This is a genomic window from Spirillospora sp. NPDC047418 (assembly GCF_040643275.1).
Classification (GTDB): domain Bacteria; phylum Actinomycetota; class Actinomycetes; order Streptosporangiales; family Streptosporangiaceae; genus Spirillospora.
In genome coordinates, this window is record NZ_JBEYTW010000001.1 from 1 (window position 1) to 20,952 (window position 20,952).

At 72.7% G+C, this 20,952-nt stretch carries 19 protein-coding genes and 1 pseudogene; 9 read left to right on the plus strand and 11 right to left on the minus strand.

The window, feature by feature from the left end; translation table 11 throughout:
• Positions 1–118: 118 nt before the first annotated feature.
• Both ABZ806_RS00005 and ABZ806_RS00010 read right to left on the minus strand, forming a co-directional pair.
• A complete protein-coding gene (locus ABZ806_RS00005) occupies positions 119–1,153 on the minus strand; it encodes an iron-siderophore ABC transporter substrate-binding protein (protein ID WP_500214041.1) in 1,035 nt (344 codons plus the stop codon).
• Positions 1,154–1,359: 206 nt separating this feature from the next.
• Positions 1,360–2,133 carry a helix-turn-helix transcriptional regulator gene (locus tag ABZ806_RS00010; protein ID WP_500214043.1) on the minus strand — a complete coding sequence of 258 codons (774 nt, stop codon included), beginning with the start codon at positions 2,131–2,133 and terminating at the stop codon, positions 1,360–1,362.
• A gap of 55 nt (positions 2,134–2,188) precedes the next feature.
• Here ABZ806_RS00010 and ABZ806_RS00015 point away from each other — a divergent pair, with 55 nt between their 5' ends.
• Positions 2,189–2,848: a pyridoxamine 5'-phosphate oxidase family protein gene (locus ABZ806_RS00015; protein WP_500214045.1), complete on the plus strand. Its 660-nt coding sequence runs from the start codon at positions 2,189–2,191 to the stop codon at positions 2,846–2,848.
• 39 nt (positions 2,849–2,887) lie between these two features.
• Here the strand turns inward: ABZ806_RS00015 and ABZ806_RS00020 are convergent, their stop codons facing one another.
• Positions 2,888–4,795 carry a helix-turn-helix domain-containing protein gene (locus tag ABZ806_RS00020; RefSeq protein WP_500214047.1) on the minus strand — a complete coding sequence of 636 codons (1,908 nt, stop codon included), beginning with the start codon at positions 4,793–4,795 and terminating at the stop codon, positions 2,888–2,890.
• A gap of 150 nt (positions 4,796–4,945) precedes the next feature.
• On the opposite strand from ABZ806_RS00020, the gene ABZ806_RS00025 reads away from it, so the two are divergent.
• Genes ABZ806_RS00025 through ABZ806_RS00035 form a run of 3 tightly spaced genes read left to right on the plus strand, consistent with a single transcriptional unit; the run spans position 4,946 to position 8,157 of the window.
• On the plus strand, positions 4,946–5,614 hold the full coding sequence (locus ABZ806_RS00025; RefSeq protein WP_500214049.1) for a TetR/AcrR family transcriptional regulator: 669 nt from the start codon (positions 4,946–4,948) through the stop codon (positions 5,612–5,614).
• The gene (locus ABZ806_RS00030) at positions 5,614–7,233 is read left to right on the plus strand and encodes a long-chain fatty acid--CoA ligase (RefSeq protein ID WP_500214051.1); all 1,620 of its coding nucleotides are present in this window, start codon (positions 5,614–5,616) and stop codon (positions 7,231–7,233) included. The genes ABZ806_RS00025 and ABZ806_RS00030 overlap by 1 nt, the downstream gene beginning before the upstream one ends.
• A gap of 39 nt (positions 7,234–7,272) precedes the next feature.
• Positions 7,273–8,157, plus strand: coding sequence for an SMP-30/gluconolactonase/LRE family protein (locus tag ABZ806_RS00035; protein ID WP_500214053.1), 885 nt, complete (start codon positions 7,273–7,275; stop codon positions 8,155–8,157).
• Between the two features lie 95 nt (positions 8,158–8,252).
• Here ABZ806_RS00035 and ABZ806_RS00040 read toward each other — a convergent pair.
• The 5 genes and pseudogenes from ABZ806_RS00040 to ABZ806_RS00060 all read right to left on the minus strand — a co-directional run.
• Positions 8,253–9,017: pseudogene (locus ABZ806_RS00040) on the minus strand (branched-chain amino acid ABC transporter permease); the annotation flags it as partial.
• Between the two features lie 104 nt (positions 9,018–9,121).
• A complete protein-coding gene (locus ABZ806_RS00045; protein ID WP_500214055.1) occupies positions 9,122–9,985 on the minus strand; it encodes a branched-chain amino acid ABC transporter permease in 864 nt (287 codons plus the stop codon).
• A gap of 9 nt (positions 9,986–9,994) precedes the next feature.
• Complete coding sequence (locus ABZ806_RS00050; protein ID WP_500214057.1) at positions 9,995–11,236, minus strand: ABC transporter substrate-binding protein; 1,242 nt, start codon at positions 11,234–11,236, stop codon at positions 9,995–9,997.
• Between the two features lie 69 nt (positions 11,237–11,305).
• Positions 11,306–12,007, minus strand: coding sequence for an ABC transporter ATP-binding protein (locus ABZ806_RS00055; RefSeq protein WP_500214059.1), 702 nt, complete (start codon positions 12,005–12,007; stop codon positions 11,306–11,308).
• On the minus strand, positions 11,994–12,830 hold the full coding sequence (locus ABZ806_RS00060; protein WP_500214061.1) for an ABC transporter ATP-binding protein: 837 nt from the start codon (positions 12,828–12,830) through the stop codon (positions 11,994–11,996). The genes ABZ806_RS00055 and ABZ806_RS00060 overlap by 14 nt, the downstream gene beginning before the upstream one ends.
• Before the next feature lie 268 nt (positions 12,831–13,098).
• Here ABZ806_RS00060 and ABZ806_RS00065 point away from each other — a divergent pair, with 268 nt between their 5' ends.
• The gene (locus ABZ806_RS00065; protein WP_500214063.1) at positions 13,099–14,487 is read left to right on the plus strand and encodes a tannase/feruloyl esterase family alpha/beta hydrolase; all 1,389 of its coding nucleotides are present in this window, start codon (positions 13,099–13,101) and stop codon (positions 14,485–14,487) included.
• Positions 14,488–14,558: 71 nt separating this feature from the next.
• Here ABZ806_RS00065 and ABZ806_RS00070 read toward each other — a convergent pair whose 3' ends face one another.
• The gene (locus ABZ806_RS00070) at positions 14,559–15,464 is read right to left on the minus strand and encodes a LysR family transcriptional regulator (protein ID WP_500214065.1); all 906 of its coding nucleotides are present in this window, start codon (positions 15,462–15,464) and stop codon (positions 14,559–14,561) included.
• A gap of 134 nt (positions 15,465–15,598) precedes the next feature.
• Between ABZ806_RS00070 and ABZ806_RS00075 the strand changes: the two genes are divergently transcribed.
• Together ABZ806_RS00075 and ABZ806_RS00080 are read left to right on the plus strand one after the other, a co-directional pair.
• Positions 15,599–16,786, plus strand: coding sequence for a CaiB/BaiF CoA transferase family protein (locus ABZ806_RS00075; RefSeq protein WP_500214067.1), 1,188 nt, complete (start codon positions 15,599–15,601; stop codon positions 16,784–16,786).
• The gene (locus tag ABZ806_RS00080; RefSeq protein ID WP_500214069.1) at positions 16,786–18,141 is read left to right on the plus strand and encodes an SLC13 family permease; all 1,356 of its coding nucleotides are present in this window, start codon (positions 16,786–16,788) and stop codon (positions 18,139–18,141) included. Before ABZ806_RS00075 ends, ABZ806_RS00080 begins: the two co-directional genes overlap by 1 nt.
• An 11-nt stretch (positions 18,142–18,152) precedes the next feature.
• Here the strand turns inward: ABZ806_RS00080 and ABZ806_RS00085 are convergent, their stop codons facing one another.
• Positions 18,153–19,337 (minus strand): cytochrome P450 family protein, encoded by a 1,185-nt coding sequence (locus tag ABZ806_RS00085; RefSeq protein ID WP_500214071.1) that lies wholly within the window; start codon positions 19,335–19,337, stop codon positions 18,153–18,155.
• Positions 19,338–19,437: 100 nt separating this feature from the next.
• On the opposite strand from ABZ806_RS00085, the gene ABZ806_RS00090 reads away from it, so the two are divergent.
• Both ABZ806_RS00090 and ABZ806_RS00095 read left to right on the plus strand, forming a co-directional pair.
• Complete coding sequence (locus tag ABZ806_RS00090; RefSeq protein ID WP_500214073.1) at positions 19,438–19,878, plus strand: SRPBCC family protein; 441 nt, start codon at positions 19,438–19,440, stop codon at positions 19,876–19,878.
• A complete protein-coding gene (locus tag ABZ806_RS00095; protein ID WP_500214074.1) occupies positions 19,875–20,396 on the plus strand; it encodes an NUDIX hydrolase in 522 nt (173 codons plus the stop codon). Before ABZ806_RS00090 ends, ABZ806_RS00095 begins: the two co-directional genes overlap by 4 nt.
• A 4-nt stretch (positions 20,397–20,400) precedes the next feature.
• Here the strand turns inward: ABZ806_RS00095 and ABZ806_RS00100 are convergent, their stop codons facing one another.
• The gene (locus ABZ806_RS00100) at positions 20,401–20,943 is read right to left on the minus strand and encodes a YciI family protein (RefSeq protein WP_500214076.1); all 543 of its coding nucleotides are present in this window, start codon (positions 20,941–20,943) and stop codon (positions 20,401–20,403) included.
• Positions 20,944–20,952: the final 9 nt, after the last annotated feature.

The following is a 20,952-nucleotide window of genomic DNA, read 5'->3' on the forward strand; positions in this document are numbered from 1 at the left end:
CGGGACACCACCACCCCCCCGCCCACCCCCCGCCCGGTGCCCCGCAGCCACCGCCGGGGGCCGCGCCCCGGCCCCCCCCCGCGGGCGGCGTCCGGCGCGCGGTCGGTGGCGACCGCCGTCACTTGACCTTGCCGGCGGCGTCGGCGAGCGCCTTGACGTAGTCCTCCAGCACCCACGAGATCGCCAGCGGGGTCGGGTTCGCGGCCGTGCCGAGCGGCTTGGTCTCGGGCAGCAGGTAGACCGAGCCGCGCTCGACGGCGGGGATCTTCGACAGCAGCGGGTCGCCGCTGATCTTCTTCAGCAGCTTGTCGTCGCCGTACCCCACGATGACGTCCACGTCGTCGAACACGTCGATCTGCTCGGCGCTGCGGGTCAGGACGAACTTGTCGGTGCCCTTGGACGCCTCGGCGATGCTGCCCGGGGTCGTCATCCCGAGGTCGGTGAAGAACTGGGTGCGGGTGTCGTGCGTGGTGTAGAAGCCGATCTGGCTGACGTCGCTGGGGTCGACGTGCGTCAGGAACATGACCGACTTGCCCTTGAGCGCCGGGTGCTTGGCGACGGCCGCCGTGACATCGCCCTCGATGTCCTTGATGAGCTTCTCGCCCTCGTCGGCGAGGCCGATGGCCTTGCTGTTGATCCGGATGATCTCGCGCCACGGGGTGGCCCAGGGGGCGTCCGGGTAGGCGACGACGGGGGCGATCTGGCTGAGGGTGTCGTAGTCCTGCTTGGTCAGGCCCGAGTAGCCGGCGAGGATGACGTCCGGCTTGGTGTCGGCGACCGCCTCGAAGTCGATGCCGTCGTTCTCGTCGAACAGGACGGGCGTCTTGGCGCCCAGCTCCTTCAGGCGCTTGTCGACCCACGGCAGGACGCCGTCGCCGTTGTCGTCGCCGAAGTTCGCGGCGGCCATCCCGACCGGGACGACGCCGAGGGCCAGCGGCACCTCGTGGTTGGCCCAGTTGACCGTGGCCACCCGCTCCGGCTTCGCCTTGATGGTCGCGGTCCCGAGCGCATGCTCGATCGTCACCGGGAAGGCGCCCGACGCGCTGCCGCCCGCCTTCGCCTCCTGGGTCTCGGAGGAGTCACCGCATGCCATGAGGCCGCCGAGCAGGACGGCCAGTACGGCGATGACCCGGAGGCCATGTGGACGTTTCACTTCGTACTCCACTGTCAGAAATCCGCTGGTGCCGGGCCTCGCACGACCGGATCGCGGCTCTGCGTCCGTGGAGCGGTGCACCGTACTGCCAAGGCGAGCCTTGCTTAGGTAAGGCTTGCCTTGGTTGGACTGTAGGAGGAAGCACCGTCACGTCGCAATCGAGCGTTTGGGACGTCCGTTATCGAGATCGGGACATTTAGGGTGATTCACCGCATCCGGAACGCGCCGGGAGTGAGCCCCGTCGCCCGCCGGAAGGCCACCCCGAACGCGCTCACCGACCGGTACCCGACCTCCTCGGCGACGGCGTCGATCTCCCACCCGCGGCCGAGCAGCGCGACCGCGTGCTGGGCGCGGACCGCCGCGACCCAGCGCGCGAAACTGGTGCCCGTCTCGGCGTTGAAGGCGCGGGTGACCGTGCGCGCGCTCACGCCGAGCGCGGACGCCCAGTCCGCCAGCGTCCGCTGGTCGCCCGGGTCGGCGCGGACCGCGTCCGCGATCGGGCGCAGCAGCCCGGAGGCGGGCATGTGCACGAGCAGTTCGCGCGGGGACGGGGTGAGCACGTCCAGCACCATGGCCTCGGTCACCGTCCGCGAACCGGACGGCAGCCCGGGGTCGGCGAGCCGCTCCAGCAGCAGCCGGAGCAGCGGGGTGATCTCCACGGCGACCGGCGCCGCGGAGATCGAGGACGTCGCGCCGAAGCCGAAGAACCCGGCGCGGCACCGGGTGCCGGCGGTCGCCGAGCCGGAGTGGAGCGTGCCGGCGGGCATCCACAGGCCGAGCGCGGGCGTGACCGTCCAGACCCGCGACCCGACGACGGCGGTCGACGCGCCCCGCTCGTTCCAGAGCAGTTCGTGGAAGGGGTGGGAGTGCTCGTTCCAGGTGGTGTCGCGGCCGAAGTCCTCGCGCCAGCTCATGATCGCGAACGGCATCTCGACCGCGCCCGCCGCGAGCGCGGGCAGCGTGCGGGTCTCCCTGTCCATGGGGCTTCCGGGCCTCGTTCCCTCTCTTCGGTAAGGCTTACCTTATAGTTCGGCCATGCCCCCTACTGAGACGCGTACCTCCGAAACGCCCACGTCAGAGATGCGCACCGTGCGGACCGAGGCCGAACTGCGCGAGATCGTCCGGGAACCGTCCCAGCGCAGCTGGGACAAGGACATCGGCCGGATCGACGCGCACGCGCGCACCCTCATCGCGCACTCGCCGTTCGTGCTGGTGGCGACCTCGAACCCGGACGGGACCTGCGACGTCTCCCCCAAGGGCGACCCGGCCGGGTCGGTGCTCGTGCTGGACGACCACCGGCTGGCGATCGCCGACCGGCCCGGCAACCACCGGGTCGACGGCTTCCGCAACATCCTGCGCAACCCGCGGGTCGGGCTGCTGTTCCTCGTGCCGGGGATGAGCGAGACGCTGCGGGTGAACGGCCGCGCCGCACTCGTCTCGGAGGCGCCGTTCTTCGACGGCCTGACCGTCCAGGGCAAGCGGCCGCGGCTCGCGCTCCTCGTCGAGGTCGAGGAGCTGTACCTGCACTGCGCGAAGGCCCTGCTGCGCTCGTCGCTGTGGCGGCCCGAGACCTGGCCGGACCGCGGCGCCCTGCCCACGGCGGGCCAGGTCTTCAAGGACCACATCGGCATCGGGGCCTCCGCCGAGCAGATCGACGAGGACCTCGACCGGGACGCCGAGACGAACCGGTACTGAGCCGGGCCGGGTCTGAGCCCGGCCGGTGCTGAAGCCCGGTCAGGCGTCGAGTTCGCGGCCGAGCCGGTGCAGCCGCAGGGCCAGCTGCACCTCGAGCGTGTGGTCCGGGCTGCTCCAGTCGACGCCGAGGAGGCGCTTCACCCGGTCGAGGCGCTGCGTGACGGTGTTCGGGTGGATGTGCAGCCGCTTCGCGCTGGCGACGAGGCTCTGCCCGGTCGCGAAGTAGGTGTCGAGCGTCTCCATCAGCAGGGTCGACCGCTGCTCGTCGTGCCGGATGACCGGGCCCAGCGTCCGCAGCACGTACCGGGTCGCGGACGCGCCGTCGCCGAGGAGCAGCCCGGCGTACCCGAGGTCGTCGGCCGTGGCGGAGGCGCCCTCGCGTTCGAGCCGCAGCAGCGCCCGCGCGCAGGCCAGCGCCTCGGCGTAGGCGGCGGGCAGGTCGGCCGGGTCGTCCACCGGCCCGGCCGCGCCGACGGTCACCGGCGACCGCAGCCGCACGGTCATCGACCGGGACACCTGCCGCCCCGTCAGCGACGGGTCGTCGGAGGGGACGACCAGGACCGCCAGGCCGTCCCGCACGGTGCTCAGCCCGTCGCGGGCGGCGGCGAGGTCGGACGCCACGGACGCCAGGCCGCGCCGTTTCTCCGCGCGGATGTGCGCGACGACGACGGCATGCCGCTTCTGCGGCTGGTACCCGATCCGCAGCGCGCGCTCGGCGAGCGAGGTGTAGGTGCGGGCGTCGGGGGTGAGCAGGTCGTCCAGCAGCTCGCCGCGCACCCTGGCCTCCGCGGCGGCGAGGTTGCGGCCGAACAGCTGGAGCAGGGAGGCGACGACGGCGGCCCGTTCGAGCAGGCGCCGGTCCAGGTCGCCGACACCGGAGGACGTCGCCGGCGGCGCCCAGACCAGGGTGCCGAGGTTCTCGCTGCCGGCGACGAGGTCGGTGGCCCAGTACGTCCCGCCGGGCTCGCGGCCGGCGAGATCCGCGGCGGCGGACATGCCCTTCAGGACCTCCCCGGGCGCCCCCGGCGTCCATGCGACGGCCGTCCGGAACTCGTCGAAGATGGCGAGCACGCCGCCGAGCCTGCCGCCGGTCGCGGTCACGACCTCCTGCACGCCGCCGCCGCGCAGCACGATGTCCATGCTCTGGTCGTGCGCCGCGACGGCCCGCTCCTCCTCGACCGTGTGCCGCCTCAGCGCCTCGTTCGCCTGCCGCAGCGCCGCGAGCGCCCGCTCCTGGCGGTGCCGCAGCCGCGCCTGGTCCAGCGCGGACGCGGCCAGGGCGGCGAACGAGCCGAGCAGGGCGATGGCGTCGTGGGAGAACGGCCCCGGCGTGCGGTTGGAGGCGAACAGCACCCCGATGATCTTCCCGTTGCGCAGCGGCACGCCGACGATCGACACCTGCCGCTCCGCCCGGACCGAGGCGTCCACGGCGGGGTCGTGCGCGAGCCGCTCGTCGCCGAAGTAGTCGGGCGTCGAGAACGGCGTGCCGGTGGCGGCGACCCGCCCCCCGATGCCGACGCCGAACGGGATCCGGACGTCCTTCCAGGCGGAGGACGTCGCGCCGACCATCACCCGCATGCGGGTCGCGCGGTCCTCGTCGTCGTTGAGGCTCAGATAGGCCATGTCGCAGCCGAGCAGCCGCTGCGCCTGGCTCACGATCAGGGTCAGGATCGCCTCGGGGCCGCCGCGGTCCTCCGCCAGCTCCTTCGCGCACTCGACCAGCGCGCGCTGCTGCTCCTGGCGGGTGCGCTGCTTCTCCAGCAGGTCGCGCAGCCGGAGGGCGAGCGTGTGCTCGGCCTGCAGCTCCTCCAGCTCGGCGGGCGAGGCGGCGTCCGCCGCCATGCCGCGCAGGACGTCGTCGTAGTGCGGCAGCGGTGCCCCGTCGACGAGGAGCCGGAGATAGCCGTGCTCGTTCCCGTCGTGCTCGTCCCCGTCGTGCTCGTTCACACCGGGCTCGTTCACACCGTTCACACCGCCGTCGGCCCTTCTCCCTCGCGAGCCTTCTATAGTGAGTAAGCGCATAGTCATCGCTGCGGGCGCCCCTGTCAAGAGCGTCGACAGCATGCCCCCCGGACGCGAAGGAGGCGAGGATCGCCGATGGCCAGACGGCAGGCCCGGTTCACCGCACAGGACCTCGCGGACGACCCCCGGCTGCACGACCACTCCCCCGACCTGTGGCGGGAGGACCTCGGCGCGGTGCAGCGCGGCCTGCTGACGTCGGCGGTGCGCTGCTTCGCCGCGAACGGCTTCCACGCCACGACCACCCGCGACATCGCCGAGGGCGTGGGGCTGAGCCCGGCGGCCCTCTACGTCCACTTCCCGTCGAAGGAACTGGTCCTGTACGAGATCATCCGGGTCGGCCACGAGCGGGTCCTGGAGCACCTGCGGACGCCGGCCATCACGGCGGTGGAGGGTGCCGCGGACCGGCTGCGCGCCATCGTCTCGGCGTACACCGCCTGGCATGCCCGCCACCACGTGGCCGCCCGCGTCTGCCAGCTGGAGCTGACCGGCCTCACGGCCGAGCACTACGACGAGATCGTCGAGGTGCGCCGCCGGACCAACGCGTTCTTCCGCGACGCGGTCGCGCGGGGCGTCGCCGACGGGTCGTTCGCGCCGGTCGACGTCAACCGGGTCACGCGCGCGATGCTGTCGCTGAGCATCGACCTCGTCCGCTGGTACCGGCTCGACGGCCCGGACTCCCCGGAGCGGCTCGGCGAGTTCTACGCCGACCTCGCACTGAAGCTGGTCGCCCCGTGCACGGCCTGATGCAGGACCGGCCTCTCGACGTCTCGATGCTCATGCGCCGCGTCGAGCGGCTGTTCGCGCACAAGCGGGTCGTCACCGCGACGGCGGACGGCGAGGTCTCCGCGACCTGGCGGGAGGTCGCCGCGCGTGCGCGCCGGCTCACCGCCGCCCTCGACCTGCTCGGCGTCCCGCGCCACGCCCGCGTGGGGACGTTCGGCTGGAACTCCCAGCGCCACGTCGAGCTGTACCTCGCGGTGCCGAGCGGCGGTCGCGTGCTGCACACCCTCAACCACCGGCTGTTCGCGGACGAGCTGGCCTACATCCTCACCGACGCCGAGGACGACGTCCTGTTCGTCGACCGCTCCCTCATCGCGACCGTGTGGCCCCTGATGGAGCGGGCCCCGGCCGTGCGCCACATCGTGGTCATGGACGACGGCGGCAAGGACGAACCGCCCGACGACCCCCGGGTCATCGACTACGAGGCGCTGCTCGCGCAGGTCGCGGCCACCACGGAGTCCGCCCCGGTGGACGAGACCGACGCCGCGAGCCTCTGCTACACCTCGGGCACGACCGGCCGTCCCAAGGGCGTCCTGTACAGCCACCGGTCGATCGTCCTGCACGCGCTCATGCTGCTCGGCGCGGACACCTTCGCCATCAGCGAGCGCGACGTCGTGATGCCGATCGTGCCGATGTTCCACGTGAACGCGTGGGGGCTGCCCTACGCGGCGATGCTCGCCGGCGCCGACCTCGTCCTGCCCGGCCCGGCGATGAACCCGGCGGCGCTCGCCCGCCAGCTGTCGCGGCACCGGGTGACGTTCACGGCCGGGGTCCCGGCGATCTGGCGCTCGGTCCTGCCCCTGCTCCCGGAGGTCGACGTCGCGTCGCTGCGCATGGTCCTGTCGGGCGGCAGCCCGGTGCCGGACGCGCTGGCGCGGGCGTGGCGGGAGGCCGCCGGCGTCCCGCTGACCAGTTCGTGGGGCATGACCGAGACCAGCCCGGTGGTGGCCGCCTCCCGGCTCGGGACGGTGCACGACGGGCTCGACGCCGACGCCCGGCGCGCGATCCTCGCCAGCCCCGGCCCGTACCTCCCGCTCACCGAGCTGCGGCTGGTGGACGACGACGGGAACATCGTCGACCACGACGGCGCGACCCCCGGCGAGCTGCAGGTGGCGGGGCCGACGATCGCGTCCGGCTACTTCGGCGCCGACCCCGGCGGGGCGGGGTTCACCGAGGACGGCTGGCTGCGCACCGGCGACGTCGCGACCATCGACCGGTACGGCTACATCCGCATCGTCGACCGCACCAAGGACCTCGTGAAGTCCGGCGGCGAGTGGATCTCCTCCGGCGTCCTGGAGAACGAGATCATGGCGCACCCGTCCGTGGCCGAGGCGGCGGTCATCGGCGTACCGGACGACCGGTGGGGCGAGCGCCCGCTCGCCTGCGTCGTCCTCGCCCCCGGGGGCGGGCTCGATGAGGCGGGCCTGCGCGCGCACCTGACCGGCCGCGTCGCCTCCTGGTGGATCCCCGAGCGGATCTGGATCCTGCCGGAGATCCCGAAGACGGCGACCGGCAAGTTCTCCAAGGTGGCGCTCCGGGAGCGGTTCGCCGCCCTGCGCGCCGATGGCGGCATCTCACCCTGACCGGTTACGGTCGGTCATCCAGCACCCTGGGAGGGCATCATGGCTGCGACGGCGAGCACGGTGATCAGCGGCTTCCGCTTCCTGGAGGCGCCGCGCTGGCGTGACGGGCGCGTCTGGGTCTCCGACTTCTACACCCACGAGGTGGTCTCGGCGCGCGAGGACGGGTCCGGCCTCCGGGTCGAGGCCGAGGTCCCCGGGCAGCCGTCCGGGCTCGGCTGGCTGCCGGACGGCCGGCTGCTCGTCGTCTCCATGCGCGACCGCAGGATCCTGCGCCGGGAGCGGGACGGCACGCTCGCCGTCCACGCCGACCTGGGCGGGCACGCGACCGGCCACCTCAACGACATGGTGGTCGACGCCGAGGGGCGGGCCTACGTGGGCAACTTCGGGTTCGACCTGATGGCCGGCGCGCCGCTGGAGCCGGCCGCGCTGCACCGGGTCGATCCGGACGGGACGGTCACCGAGGTGGCGTCCGGCCTCTGGTTCCCCAACGGGAGCGCGATCACCGCGGGGAACGTCCTGCTGGTGAACGAGACGTTCGGCGACCGGGTCACCGCGTTCGACGTGTCCGGTGACGGGCGGCTCGTGAACCGGCGGGTGTGGGCCGAGTTCGGCCCGCTGCCGGCGGAGCGGTCCGTCGAGCGGATCCTGGCCGGGGTGTCGGTCGCCGGCGACGGCGGCTGCCTGGACGCCGAGGGCGGGTGGTGGATCGCCGACGCCCTCAACGGCCGGGTGATCCGGGTCGTCGAGGGCGGCGGCATCACCGACGAGGTCGGTCTCGGGACCGGCGTCTACGCCTGCGGGCTCGGCGGCTCCGACGGCCGGACGCTCTTCGCGTGTACCGCGCCCGACTTCGACGAGACGGCCCGCACGTCGGCCAGGGAGGGCGCGCTGGTCGCCGTCCCGGTCGCCGTCCCCGCGGCCTGAGCCCCGCCGGGCGGGGCGGCCCGCCGCCGGGCGGTCAGCAGGTGGCGGGCCGTCCCCCAGATGCCCCGGCGGAACAGCAGCACGATCACGATGAAGATCGAGCCGGTGACGATCCCCGTCTCCTGGAACCCGGCGGTCGCCAGGTAGTCCTGGAGCTGGACGACCAGGGCCGCGCCGATGGCCCCGCCCCACAGCGTGCCGATGCCGCCGAGGATCACCATCATCACGGCCTGCCCGGAGGTCGTCCAGTAGACGCCTTCGAGCGAGGCGAAGCCGTGGCCGATCGCGAACACGCCGCCGGCCAGCCCGGACAGCCCCGCCGACAGGACGAAGGCCAGCAGCCTGTACCGGTCGACAGGGTAGCCGAGCGCCCGGGCGCGGGCGGGGTTGTCGCGGATGGACACGAGCACCCGGCCGAACGGCGAGCGGACGATCCGCCAGGCGGCCAGCAGCCCGGCCAGCACGAACGGCAGGCCCGCGTAGTAGAAGTAGAACGGCTCGGACAGGTCGAGGCCGAACAGGTCGCGCGGGATGCCCTGCAGGCCGTTCTCGCCGCCCGTGGCGTCCCGCCACTGGTTGGCGATGAAGTACACCATCTGGGCGAAGGCCAGGGTGACCATGGCGAAGTAGATGCCGGTCAGCCGGACCGACAGGTAGCCGATCGGCAGCGCGAGCAGCGCCGCGAACGCCGCGCCGCCGAGGATCGCGACCGGGAACGGCAGGCCGCTGTGCAGCGCGATCAGACCGGTGCAGTAGGCCGACCCGCCCCAGAAGGCGGCGTGCCCGAACGACAGGAGCCCGGTGAAGCCGAGCAGCAGGTCGACGGCGGCGGCGAACAGCGCCCAGCAGGCGATGTCCATCGCGACCGGCGGGTAGACCAGCCAGGGCAGGGCGAGCGCGGCGACGAGCCCGGCCGTGAGGAGCAGCGGCCCGCTCCGGCCGGAGCGGGCCAGCCTGGACAGGATCACCGGAACGCCTCCTCGCGTCCGAACAGGCCGGCGGGCCGCCACAGCAGGACGGCGGCCATGAGGATGAACACCAGGGTCTGGGACAGCGACGGGATGTACAGGTTGCCCAGCGCCGACACCACTCCCACCGCGAAGCCCGCCGCGACCGAGCCGAACACGGAGCCGAGCCCGCCGATCACCACCACCGCGAAGACCGTGATGATGAGGTCGGAGCCCATCAGCGGGTTGACGGCCCGCATCGGCGCGGCGAGGACGCCGGCGAGCGCGGCGAGCGCGATCCCGAAGCCGAACACGGGGGTCACCCACCGCCCGACGTCGATGCCCAGCGCCCGGGTCAGCTCCGGGCGCTCGGTCGCCGCCCGGACGATCATGCCGACGCGGGTGCGGGTGAGGATCAGCCACACCGCCGCGCACACCACGGCCGAGACCGCCAGCACGAACACCTGGTAGGCGGGATAGGTGAACAGGCCCAGGTCGAACGTCCGGTCCAGCTGCGACGGCCGGGGGTACGGCTGGGAGTTGACCCCGTACTGCCGCTTCACCAGGTCCTGCAGGATGAGCGCCAGGCCGAAGGTGAACAGGAAGTTGTAGAGCGGGTCCAGCGGCGCGAGCCGCCGGACGAACAGCCGCTCCAGCACGATCCCGGCGGCGCCGAGCAGCGGCGGCACCAGGACCAGGGCCAGCCAGAAGTTCAGGCCGAACGAGTCGAGCGCGATGAAGGCGCCGAACGCGCCGAGCATGTAGAAGGCGCCGTGCGCGAGGTTGACCACGCCCAGCATCCCGAAGATGACGGACAGGCCGAGGGCGAGCAGGGCGTAGAACGCCCCGCCCACCAGCCCGTTGAACGCCTGCTGAAGCACGCCCGCCGCCTACAGGTCGCAGGCGGGGTCGGGCTGCGGCTGGAACGCCTCCGCAGCCGGGATGGTCTTCAGGACCTTGACGTAGTCCCAGTCCTCCTTGACCTCGCTCGCCGGCTTCACCTCGCCGAGGTAGGCGTCGTGCAGCAGCAGGTGGTCCTTCGCGCGGATGGTGGCGTTGCGGGCGAAGGCGTCGTCGAACTTGTAGCCCTCCAGCTGCTTCACCACGTCGTCGGACTTGTCGGTGCCGCCGCGCTGCACGGCCTCCAGGTACTGCAGGGCGGCCGAGTAGTTGCCGGCCATGTTCGAGGTTGGACGCTGCCCCGCCTTGGCCTGGAACTTGTCGGACCAGGCGCGGGCCTTCGCGTCGAGGTTCCAGTACCACATGTCGGTGTAGCGGGTCCCGGCCAGGGCGTCCGCGCCGAGCGAGTGGATGTCGGTGATGACCAGCAGCCCGACCGCCAGCCCCACGCCCTTGTCCTTGAGCTTGTACTCGTTGTACTGCTTCACCAGGTTGATCAGGTCACCGCCGGCGTGCATGGTGCCGATGACCTGCGGCTTGGGGTCGAGGTTGGGCGCCTTCAGCAGGAACGTGGAGAAGTTGTCGTTGGGGAACGGCGTCGGGTCGGTCTTGACGACGGTGCCGCCGGCCTCCTTGATCGCCGCGCTGAAGGTCTTCTGCATGTCCTGCCCGAACGCGTAGTCCGGGTAGATGATGTACCAGCTCTTCGCGCCGTCCTTGGTCACCTCGGCACCGGTGCCGTGCGCGAGCATGTAGCTGTTGTAGCCGTAGTGGAAGGTGTACTTGTTGCACTGCTTGCCCTCCATCTCGGTACTCGCGGCGCCGACGTCGATGAACACCTTCTTCTTGTTCTTGGCGATGGTGGCGACGGCGAACGCGGCGGACGAGGTGGGCACGTCCAGGATCACGTCGGCGTGCTGCCGGTCGTAGAGCTCCTGCGCCTTGGAGTTGGCGATCTCCGGCTTGTTCTGGTGGTCGGCGGAGAGCACCTCGATGTTCGTGCTGACCGCCTTGTCGCCGTACTTGGCCTTGAAGTCGGCGACCGCCATCTTCACCGCCTCGACCGTCTTGCGGCCGGAGGTGTCGGCGTAGATGCCCGACTGGTCGTTCAGCACCGCCAGGACGATCTTGTCGTCGCTGATCTTCCCTCCGCCGCCGCCCGGCCCGCCCCCGCACGCGGCCAGCAGCAGCCCCGCGGCGACCAGGCCACCGCTCCACCCCATCATTCTCATTCCGGCGTCTCCTTCGGTCTCCACGGTTCTTGGTTCCACGGGCTCGGCCCCCGTGGCGGTGCGAGGTCGTCAGATGCCGAGGTATTCGAGCAGCTCGTGCTCGCGTTCACGGACCTGGTCGTTGTCCAGCGCGTCGACGATCCGGCCCTCGGCGAGGAGGTAGTGGCGGTCGGCGACGGTCGCGGCGAAGTGGACGTTCTGCTCGATGAGCAGGACGGTCACCCCGGCCGCCTTGACCTCGCGGAGGATCGCGCCGATCTGCTGGACGATCAGCGGCGACAGGCCCTCGGTCGGCTCGTCGCACAGCAGCAGCCGGGCCCCCGTCCGCAGCACCCGGGCCAGGGCGAGCATCTGCTGCTCACCGCCCGACAGCTTCGTCCCGGGAAACCGGCGCCGTTCCCTGAGGCGAGGGAACGTTTCGTACACCCGGTCCAAAGACCACGGGTCCGGGCCCATGCGCGGCGGAAGCGTCAGGTTCTCCTCCACCGACAGCGTCGCGAAGATCCCGCGGTCGTCCGGGACGTAGCCGAGACCGCGGCGGGCACGCTTGTGCGAGCTCATCGCGGAGATGTCCGCGGCGGACAGCGAGACCGTGCCGGTCGTCCTGCCGTGCGCCGCGTGCAAGCCCATCAGGCAGCGCAGCAGCGTGGTCTTGCCGGCGCCGTTGCGGCCGACGAGCGTGACGATCTCGCCCTCGTCCACCCGCAGGGACACCTCGCGCAGGGCCTGCGCCTCGCCGTACCAGGCGGACAGCCCGTCAACGCGCAGCATGGGAGTCCCCCAGGTAGGCGGTGATGACGCGCGGGTCATGGCGGATCTCGGCGTAGGGGCCCTCGGCCAGCACCTTGCCGTGCTGCAGGACGGTCACCCGGTCGGCGAGGCTCGCGACCACGTTCATGTTGTGCTCGACCAGGACCACGGTGCGGCCGGCGCGGATCCCGCGGATCAGCTCGATGGTGCGCTCCACGTCCTCGACGCCCATGCCGGCGGTCGGCTCGTCCAGCAGCAGCACTCCGGGGTCGAGGGCCAGCGCGAGCGCCAGTTCGAGGGCGCGCTTGCTCCCGTACGACAGCGAGCCCGCCGGGACGTCGCCGTGGCCGGACAGCCCGACCTCGTCGAGCAGCTCCCCGGCGCGGGCGGCGAAGCGGGTCAGCGTCCGGTCCGAGCGCCAGAACCGCCAGCCGAGGCCGGTGCCGCTCGCCAGCGCCAGCTCCAGGTGCCGCAGCGGGGTCAGCTCGGCGAACAGGCTGGTGATCTGGAACGAGCGCGCCACCCCGAGGCGGGTGATCGCCTCGGGGCTGCGCCCGGCCAGCTCGCCGCGGCCCGCCAGCAGCACGCTGCCCGCGGTCGGCTTCAGGAAGCCGGTGAGCAGGTTGAACAGCGTCGTCTTGCCGGCGCCGTTCGGGCCCACCAGCGCGTGGACGCTGCCCTCCCCGATGTCGAGGTCCACGCCGTCCACGGCCCGGAAGCCGCGGAACTCCCGCACCAGGCCCCGTGCTCGGAGAACCGGGGCCTCCGGTATCAGCGCCGCCGGGATCGGCGCCTCCGGGACGGGAGACTTCGGGTCCGGGGCCTCCGGGGCGGATGCGCCCATGCGCCCTCCTCATGCGTTCATGCGGTGACCCGCGCCACACCGGGCCGCCGTGGTCGTGAACGCTAGGCGGCGGCCGCACCGGCGAACCAGGTGATCCGGCACATATTCGGGCCCCCGGCTATGAGGCGGCGCACACCGCAGGGGGCCGCCACCACTGGACGCGCGCGAAGAGTGTGCCCGGCGACGTGGCACCGCCCGCGACCGCTCGCGCAGCATGGCCTCTCGCACGGGGCGGACCGAGCCCCGTCCCCACCCCCGGAGGCCGCTTATGCCCTTTCTCCGCAGATCCTCCGTCCTCTCGGTCCTGCTGGGGTCGCTGCTGGCGGTCCCCCTGGTCGCGGTGGCCGGTGCGCCCGCGCAGGCGGACGGCCGCTGCGCCCGCATGGACCGGGTCCACGTCCCGGGAGCGGAACGGCAGGTCGCCGCCTGCCTGGACGACCTGACCACCGCCGGCACGGTCGCGTCCGGCCACACCGTCCAGGCTCAGTGGACGGGGCTGAACGCCGCCGCCACCCGGAACCCGAGCGGCGTGCCGGGGATCCAGATCGACGGCTACTTCCACGACACGTCGACGTTCAACACCACCCACGGCTGGAACCACGACGCGCAGTTCGTGATCCGGCTCCCGGAGAACTGGAACGGCGGCCTGGTGGTGTCCGGGGCACCGGGGACGCGCCTGCAGTACGCCAACGACTTCACCATCTCCGACTGGGTGCTGGCGAAGGGGTACGCGTTCGCCTCGACCGACAAGGGAAACAGCGGCAACACGTTCTACAAGGACGGCAGGCGCCCCGGCGACGCCATCGCCGAGTGGTACCGCCGGATGACCCAGCTCACCGTCGCCGCCAAGGTCGCGGTGGCCCGCCACTACCGCAGGCCGCTGCGCAGGACGTACGCGGCGGGCATCTCCAACGGGGGCCAGCTCGTGCGCTGGGCGCTGGAGAACCACCCCGAGCTGTACGACGGCGGCATCGACGCCGAAGGCACGTACTGGCCGCGGGACGACGCGAGCAACGCGCTCGTCTACCTGCCCGTCGCGCTGCGGAACTACCCCGAGTACGCGGCGACCGGCGACCCGAAGGCGCACGCCGCGATGCTGAAGGCCGGCTTCGCCCCCGGCTCGGAGTTCCTCTGGGACTTCAACTACACCGTCCTCTGGGACAACACGCAGCGCATCTACCGGGAGGAGGTCGACCCGGCCTACGACGGCGACCTTGAGGCGGGCATCCCGTACTGCGAGAGCGGGACGCCCGGCTGCGACACCGACTACAACTTCTATACGCGCCCGAGGAGCGTCCACCAGACGGTGAAGCGGCTGGGCATGACCGGCCGCATCGGCAAGCCGATGATCACCGTGCAGGGGACGCTGGACACCCTCCTGCCGATCAGGGTCCACGGCGACGCCTACGACCGGAAGATCCGGGAGCAGGGCAGGGGCTACCTGCACCGCTACTACCGGATCGAGGGCGCCTCCCACCTCGACCTCGAATACGACATGTTCCCGGACCGGATGCGGCCGCTGCTGCCCTGCATGCGGACGGCGTTCGACGACCTCGAACGCTGGACGGCCCCGCGCGGCGGCCACGCGCCGCCGCGCAGCACCACCGTCCCGCGCCAGACCACCGGCGACGTGGTCAACACCTGCTCCATCGGCTGACCGCAACGCCGCGTCCGGTCCTTGAGCCCCCCTGGCGGGTCACCGCCACTCACCGGCTTCCCGGTGGCCCGTCAGGGGACGCGGCCCTGCCGGTCCCGTCCGGCCAGTTCGTCGGCCTTCGCCCGGACGAGCCGCTGGACGATGACCGCCGACCGCGAAGGCCGCCCCTCCCGCCGCTGCGTCAGGCACAGGTGGACGGACGGCGCGTCGCGCAGCGGCAGCCAGACCAGGTCGGTGATGTCGGCCGAGGTCTCGAACCGGGCGAGCACGCCGAGCCCGGTGCCCTGCGCGACCATCACCTTCACCGTGCGCGCCGACATGGCCTGGACGACGACGTCCGGATCGGGCACGTACCGGTGCAGCGCCTCCCACAGGACCGTGCCCGCCCGCATCGTGACGATGGGCCAGGTCTCCAGGTCGCGCCAGTGGACGTCGTCGCGTCCCGCCAGCGGATGGTCGGTGCGCACGCAGATCCCGAGCGGGGCCGAGACGAGCGGGGTCCGGCGCAGCTCCGGCGCGGCCGGGCGGTCCGGCATCGTGACGACCCCGAAGTCCAGCGCGCCGTCGAGCACGGCGTCCTCGATGGCGGACGAGGCGCCCTCGCGGACGGTGAACCGCAGCCCCGGATGCCGCTCCCGCAGCCGCCCCACGACCGGCGCGATGATCGTCTCCGCGGTCACCGAGACCCCGCCGATCTGGACCCGGCCCCGGTAGGCGCCGCTGGACTCCATCGCCGCCTCGCGCACCGCGTCCTCCGCCGCGACGAGCCGGCCGAGCGGCTCGAGCAGGGCCTGGCCGGCCGGTGTCGGCCGCACGCCGTGCCGGCTGCGGGTCAGCAGGACGACGTCGAGCTCCTCCTCCAGCAGCGCGATCTGCTGCCCGATGGTCGGCTGGCTGACGCCGCACCGGCCGGCCGCCGCGCGCAGCGACCCGGTCTCGACGGCGGCCAGGAAGTACCGCGCCCGCTCCACACGCACCGGGCAACCATAAAGGAAAAACCTTTCACTGGTGAACGGCGCCCGCGTCTTCCCCGGCAGGCCGCGGACGGTGCATCTTGCCGTAGGCCGGACTTTCCGGCCCGCCCGACCATCGCCTATGAAAGGAATACCCGGTGCCCGACGGTCCGCTGAGCGGAGTGCGCGTCCTGGACGTGTCGACGATCCTGGCCGGTCCCCTGGCGTCCTCGCTGCTCGGCGAGTTCGGCGCCGAGATCATCAAGATCGAGCATCCGGCCGAGGGCGACCCGGCGCGCCGCTACCCGCCGCTGGACGGCGGCGAGTCGGTCACCTGGACGATGCTGGCCCGCGCCAAGCGCAGCGCCACGGTCGATCTGCACCACCCGGAGGCGGCCGGCCTGGTCGGCCGGCTGGCCGCGGCCGCCGACATCGTCGTGACGAACTTCCGGCCGGCGACGCTGCGCCGGTTCCGCATCGACTTCGACGACCTGCGGGCGTACCGGCCGGACCTGGTGATGGTCCACGTGAGCGCGTTCGGGCGCACCGGCCCCTACGCCGACCGTCCCGGCTTCGCCCGCGTCGCGGAGGCGTTCGCGGGCCTCACCTACCGCACCGGCGACCCGGACCGGCCGCCCGTCTTCGCCGGATACCCGGTCGCCGACGGCGTCACCGGCATCTACGCGGCGTTCGCGGCCATGCTCGCGCTGCGCCAGCGGGACCTCACCGGCGAGGCCCAGCTCGCCGACATCCCCCTCTACGAGCCGCTGCTGCGGATGATGGAGGACTTCGTCGTCGAGTACGGCGCGACCGGCGCGAGCCGCGAACGCCAGGGCAACCAGAACCCCCACATCAGCCCGAACAGCCTCTACCGCACCCGCGACGGCCGCTGGCTGGCGCTGCCCGCCTCGACCGAGCAGATGTGGCGACGCCTCGTCACGGTCATGGACGCCGCGGACCTCGCCGTCCACGACACCATGACGGCCCGGCTGGAGCACCGCGAGGAGATCGAGGCGCGCGTCGCCGCGTTCGTCGCGTCCCACGACCTCGAACCGCTGATGGCGCTGCTGCTCGACGCGGGGGTGGCGGCCGGGCCGGTGAACTCGGCCGCCGACATCTGCGCCGACCCGCACATCCGCGCCCGCGGATCGGTCGTGGAGGTGGTGGACGGGGGGACCGGCCGCCGGCGGCTGATGCAGGCCCCCGCCGGCCGCTTCTCCGGCTTCGACGCCACGATCGGCGGCACCGCCCCGGTCCTCGGCGAGCACACCGCCGAAGTACTGCGCGACCTGGCCGGGCTCACCGAACCCGAGATCAAGGAGCTACGCCACCGAGGAGTGGTCTAATGGCAACGCTGTCCATCTTCATCCTGGTCGCCCTCTTCGCGGCGACCCTGATCCCCGCGTTCGACCTCGGGCTCGGCGCCCTCGCCGCCGCGTTCCTCCTCGCCCTCGCCGCCGACGTGGCCACCGACGACGTGACGGGCTTCTTCCCCGCCGACTTCTTCGTGCTGATCGTCGGCGTGACGGCCCTGTTCGCCGTCGCGCACCTCAACGGGACCCTCGACTGGCTGCTCGACCTGCTGCTGCGGCTGGTCCGCGGCCGGCTGGTGCTGATCGTGCTCGTCCCGTTCGTGATCGGCGCCGTGCTCACCGCGGTCGGCACCCTGCCCGCCGCCGCGACGGCGATCGTCTCCCCGATCGCGCTGGGCTTCGCCGCCCGGTACCGGATCTCGCCGCTGATCGCCGCCGTCCTCGGCATCACCGGGATCATCAGCGGGCTGCTCTCGCCGCTGGCCGTCTACGGCGTCACGGCGCGGGAGATGAGCGAGAAGCAGGGCATCGGGCTGCCCGGCTCGGCCCCGCTGACCTTCCTGCTCGGCGGCCTGGTCACCGGGCTGGTCGTGTGCGCGGCCCTGCTGGCCGTCGGCACCCGCACCGGCGCGATCCCACCCGGCCGGATCACCACCGCCCCGGACGGCACCGCCCCGGACGGCCCGGCCCCGGACGGCACGGCCCCGGAGCCCCCGGGAGCGGCCGCCGTGGCCCCCACCGGCGGAACGGCGCCGGGCGGCACGGCGACGCTCGTCCCCACGGCACCGGCGGGAACGCAGGAGCAGCTCCGGGCCCGCGTCCTCACGATCGTCGCCCTGCTGGCGGTCGTCGTCCTCTCGGTCGGCTTCGATATGAACGTGGGCTACCTCGGCCTCACCGCCGCGCTGATCCTGCAGCTGGTGCTCCGGCTGCCGTCCGGCGACATCATCTCCCGGATCCCGTGGAACGTCGTCCTGCTGATCGGCGGTCTGCTGACCTACGTGGGCCTGATGCAGCACCTGGGCGCGTTCAAGAAGATCAGCGACCTGCTCAGCGTCGAGGGATCGCCCCTGCTCAGTCTCCTAGTGCTCTGCTACATCGCCGGCGTCACGTCCTTCGCCGCCAGCTCCATCGCGGTCTTCGTGACGACGATGCCGCTGCTCCCCCCGCTGGTCGCCGATGGCGTCTCCCCGGTAGGCGGCGTGCTGGCCCTCGCCCTCGCCTCCGTCCTGGTGGACATCAACCCGCTGGGCATCACCGGCGGCCTGATCCTCGGCGCCGCCGAACCCGCCGTCCGCCCCCGCCTGTTCCGCCAGCTCCTCATCTACGGCCTGATCTCGATCCCCGTAGCCCCCTTCCTCACCTGGCTCGCCTTCGGCTGGTGGTGAGGCCGCCGGGCTCAGACGCGGACGGGGAGGGTGGTGAGGCCGCGGACGATGGAGCCGGTGCGGTGGTGGCGCAGGTCGGCGGGCGGGACGGCGAGGGCCAGGTCGGGGAAGCGGGCCAGCAGGCCGCCGATGGCGATCTGGCCCTCCAGGCAGGCCAGTGGCGCGCCGAGGCAGAAGTGGAGGCCGTGGCCGAAGGCGACGTGCCGTTTGGGGGCGCGGGTCACATCGAGGCGGTCGGGGTCGTCGAACGCGGCGGGGTCGCGGTCGGCGGCGCCGAGCGCGACGTGTACCCAGGCGCCCTTGGGGACCGGGGTTCCGGCGATCTCCATGTCCGCCAGGGCGATGCGCTGGCTCGCCCGCTCCACCGGGCCGTCGTAGCGGAGCAGTTCCTCGATGGCGGACGGCAGCAGGTCGGGGCGCGTTCGCAGTAAATCGAGCTGGTCGGGGGCTTGGAGCAGCGCGAGGACGCCGTTGCCGATGAGGTTGACCGTGGTCTCGTGCCCGGCGATGAGGAGCAGCGCGATGCCGCTCAGGAGTTCGGGCTCGGTGAGGGCGGCATCGCCGTCGCGCGCCGCGATCAGGGCGCTGACCAGGTCGTCCTCGGGGCGGGCACGGCGTTCGGCGATGACCTCGACCAGGTAGTCGTTGAACTCGCGGGCCGCGTCGCGGCGGCGGGCGCGGGCCTCGGCGGTCAGCGCCGGGACGGTCAGCACCGCCGTCCAGGCGCGGAACCGGGCCCGGTCGGACGCCGGCACGCCGAGCAGCTCGCAGATGACCTGGACCGGGAGCGGGACGGCGAGATCCTCGATCAGGTCGGCGCCGCCGCGTGCCGCGATGCCGTCCAGCAGCCCGCCGGCGATCTCCTGGACGCGGGGCCGCAGCCGCTCGACGCGTCCGGCCGTGAACGCCTTGGCCATCAGCCCGCGCAGCCGGGTGTGGCCGGGCGGGTCCATGGCGAGCATCGTCCCGCCGAAGAACTGCTCGCCGTCGATGGGCACGGAGCTGTGCCCGACGTCCTTGGACAGGCGCGGATCGCTGAGCGCCGCGCGCCCGTGCTCATGGTCGACCACCAGGAAGGCCGTGACCCCGCGCGGGAAATCGATCGGATGGACCGGGCCCCGCTCGCGCAGTTCCGCGTACGCGGTGTACGGGTCCTCGCTGAACGTGCGGCTGAACAGGAATTCCAGCGGCAGCATCAAGGCGTCCTTCCCGACTGACCGCGCGGGTGGCCGATCGCATGATTGTAAGGGCGTGCCCCGTGCGGTTTCCGATCGGCTCGGTGGGAAGATGGGCGGCATGGGACAGGTCGTGGTCACCGCGGAGAAGACGCTCAGTGCGAGCCCGGAACGGGTGCTCGCCGCACTCGGCGATTACACCGGCGTGCGATCCCGCATGCTGACCGAGCACTTCAGCAAGTACGAGGTGCGCGAGGGCGGTCAGGGCGAGGGCACGGTCGTGCACTGGAAGCTGGCGGCCACCAGCAAGCGGGTGCGCGACTGCCTGTTCACCGTGAGCGCCCCCGGCAGCGACCGGCTGGTGGAGCGGGACGCCAACTCGTCCATGGTCACCACCTGGACGGTCACCCCGGCCGGTGAGGGCGCCCGTGTCCAGGTCCGGACGGCCTGGGACGGGGCGGGCGGCATCGGCGGCTTCTTCGAGCGGACGTTCGCCCCCAAGGGACTCCAACGCATCTACGACGCCCAGCTGGCGAAACTGGGTTCCGAACTGACCGCGTGACCGCCGTCGAGGACGGCGCGGTGCCCGCCGAGGGCTACCGGCGGCGCACCGCCCGCGTGCTGCTGGTGGACGACGCCGACCGCGTCCTGCTGTTCCGCTGGCCGCTCCGCGAGCCCGGCGCGGGCCACTGCTGGATCACGCCGGGCGGCGGCGTCGAGGAGGGCGAGACCCTGCGCGCGGCGGCGGCCCGCGAGCTGCGCGAGGAGACCGGCCTGCTCATCTCCCCGGACGCCCTCGGCCCGCGGGTCGCCGTGACCTCCGGCCACGCCGACCTCGGCTGGGCCAAGGGCCTGTTCCGGGACGACTTCTTCCTGCTCCGCACGGCCGCCTACGACATCGACACCACGGGCTTCACGCCCATCGAACGCGAACACGTCGGCGCCCACCGCTGGTGGCCGCTCGACGAACTGGCGCGCGCCGAAGAGCCGGTGTACCCGCTCACGCTGGCGCACCTGCTCACCGGCCTGCTCTCCGGCACCGTCCCCGCCGAACCCGTCCGGCTGCCCTGGCACCACTGAGCGGTCAGCGGCGGCCGCCGAACTCCCAGGGGTGGACTTCGATGGCGGCGTAGCGGTCCTCGGTCAGCAGGGCGCGGGCCGACCGCTCGTCGGGGGCGCGGAGCAGGGCCGCCGTGCCGAGCCAGGCGGTGCCGTCGTCGGACAGCAGCGGCCCGTACGCGATGAGGTCGTCCTCGCGGGGCGGGACGGCGGTGTCGGCGGGCTCGCCCGAGCCGAGCCCGAGGACGAGCCACCGGTCGCCGCCGGTCCGGCCGCCGGGGAAGTCCCACATGGTGCGGCCCAGCGCGTTGCGCCAGCGGCGCAGCAGGACGTCCCGGTACGCGCCGGCCTGATAGTTGGGCTCGTCGAAGGCGAACGCGCGGGCGGCGGCGGGGTCCGGCAGGTCGGCGATGTGCAGGCTGCCGGTGACGGTGTCGCCGTCGAACGTCGGACCGCGGGCGATCAGCTGCGCGTCATAGCGGTCCATGTAGGACCAGTGCTCCTCGCCCAGTTCTTCGCGCAGCGGCAGGGAGCCGGGCCGGTCGCGGTGATAGCAGAGGAACTCCATGGGCGCCCA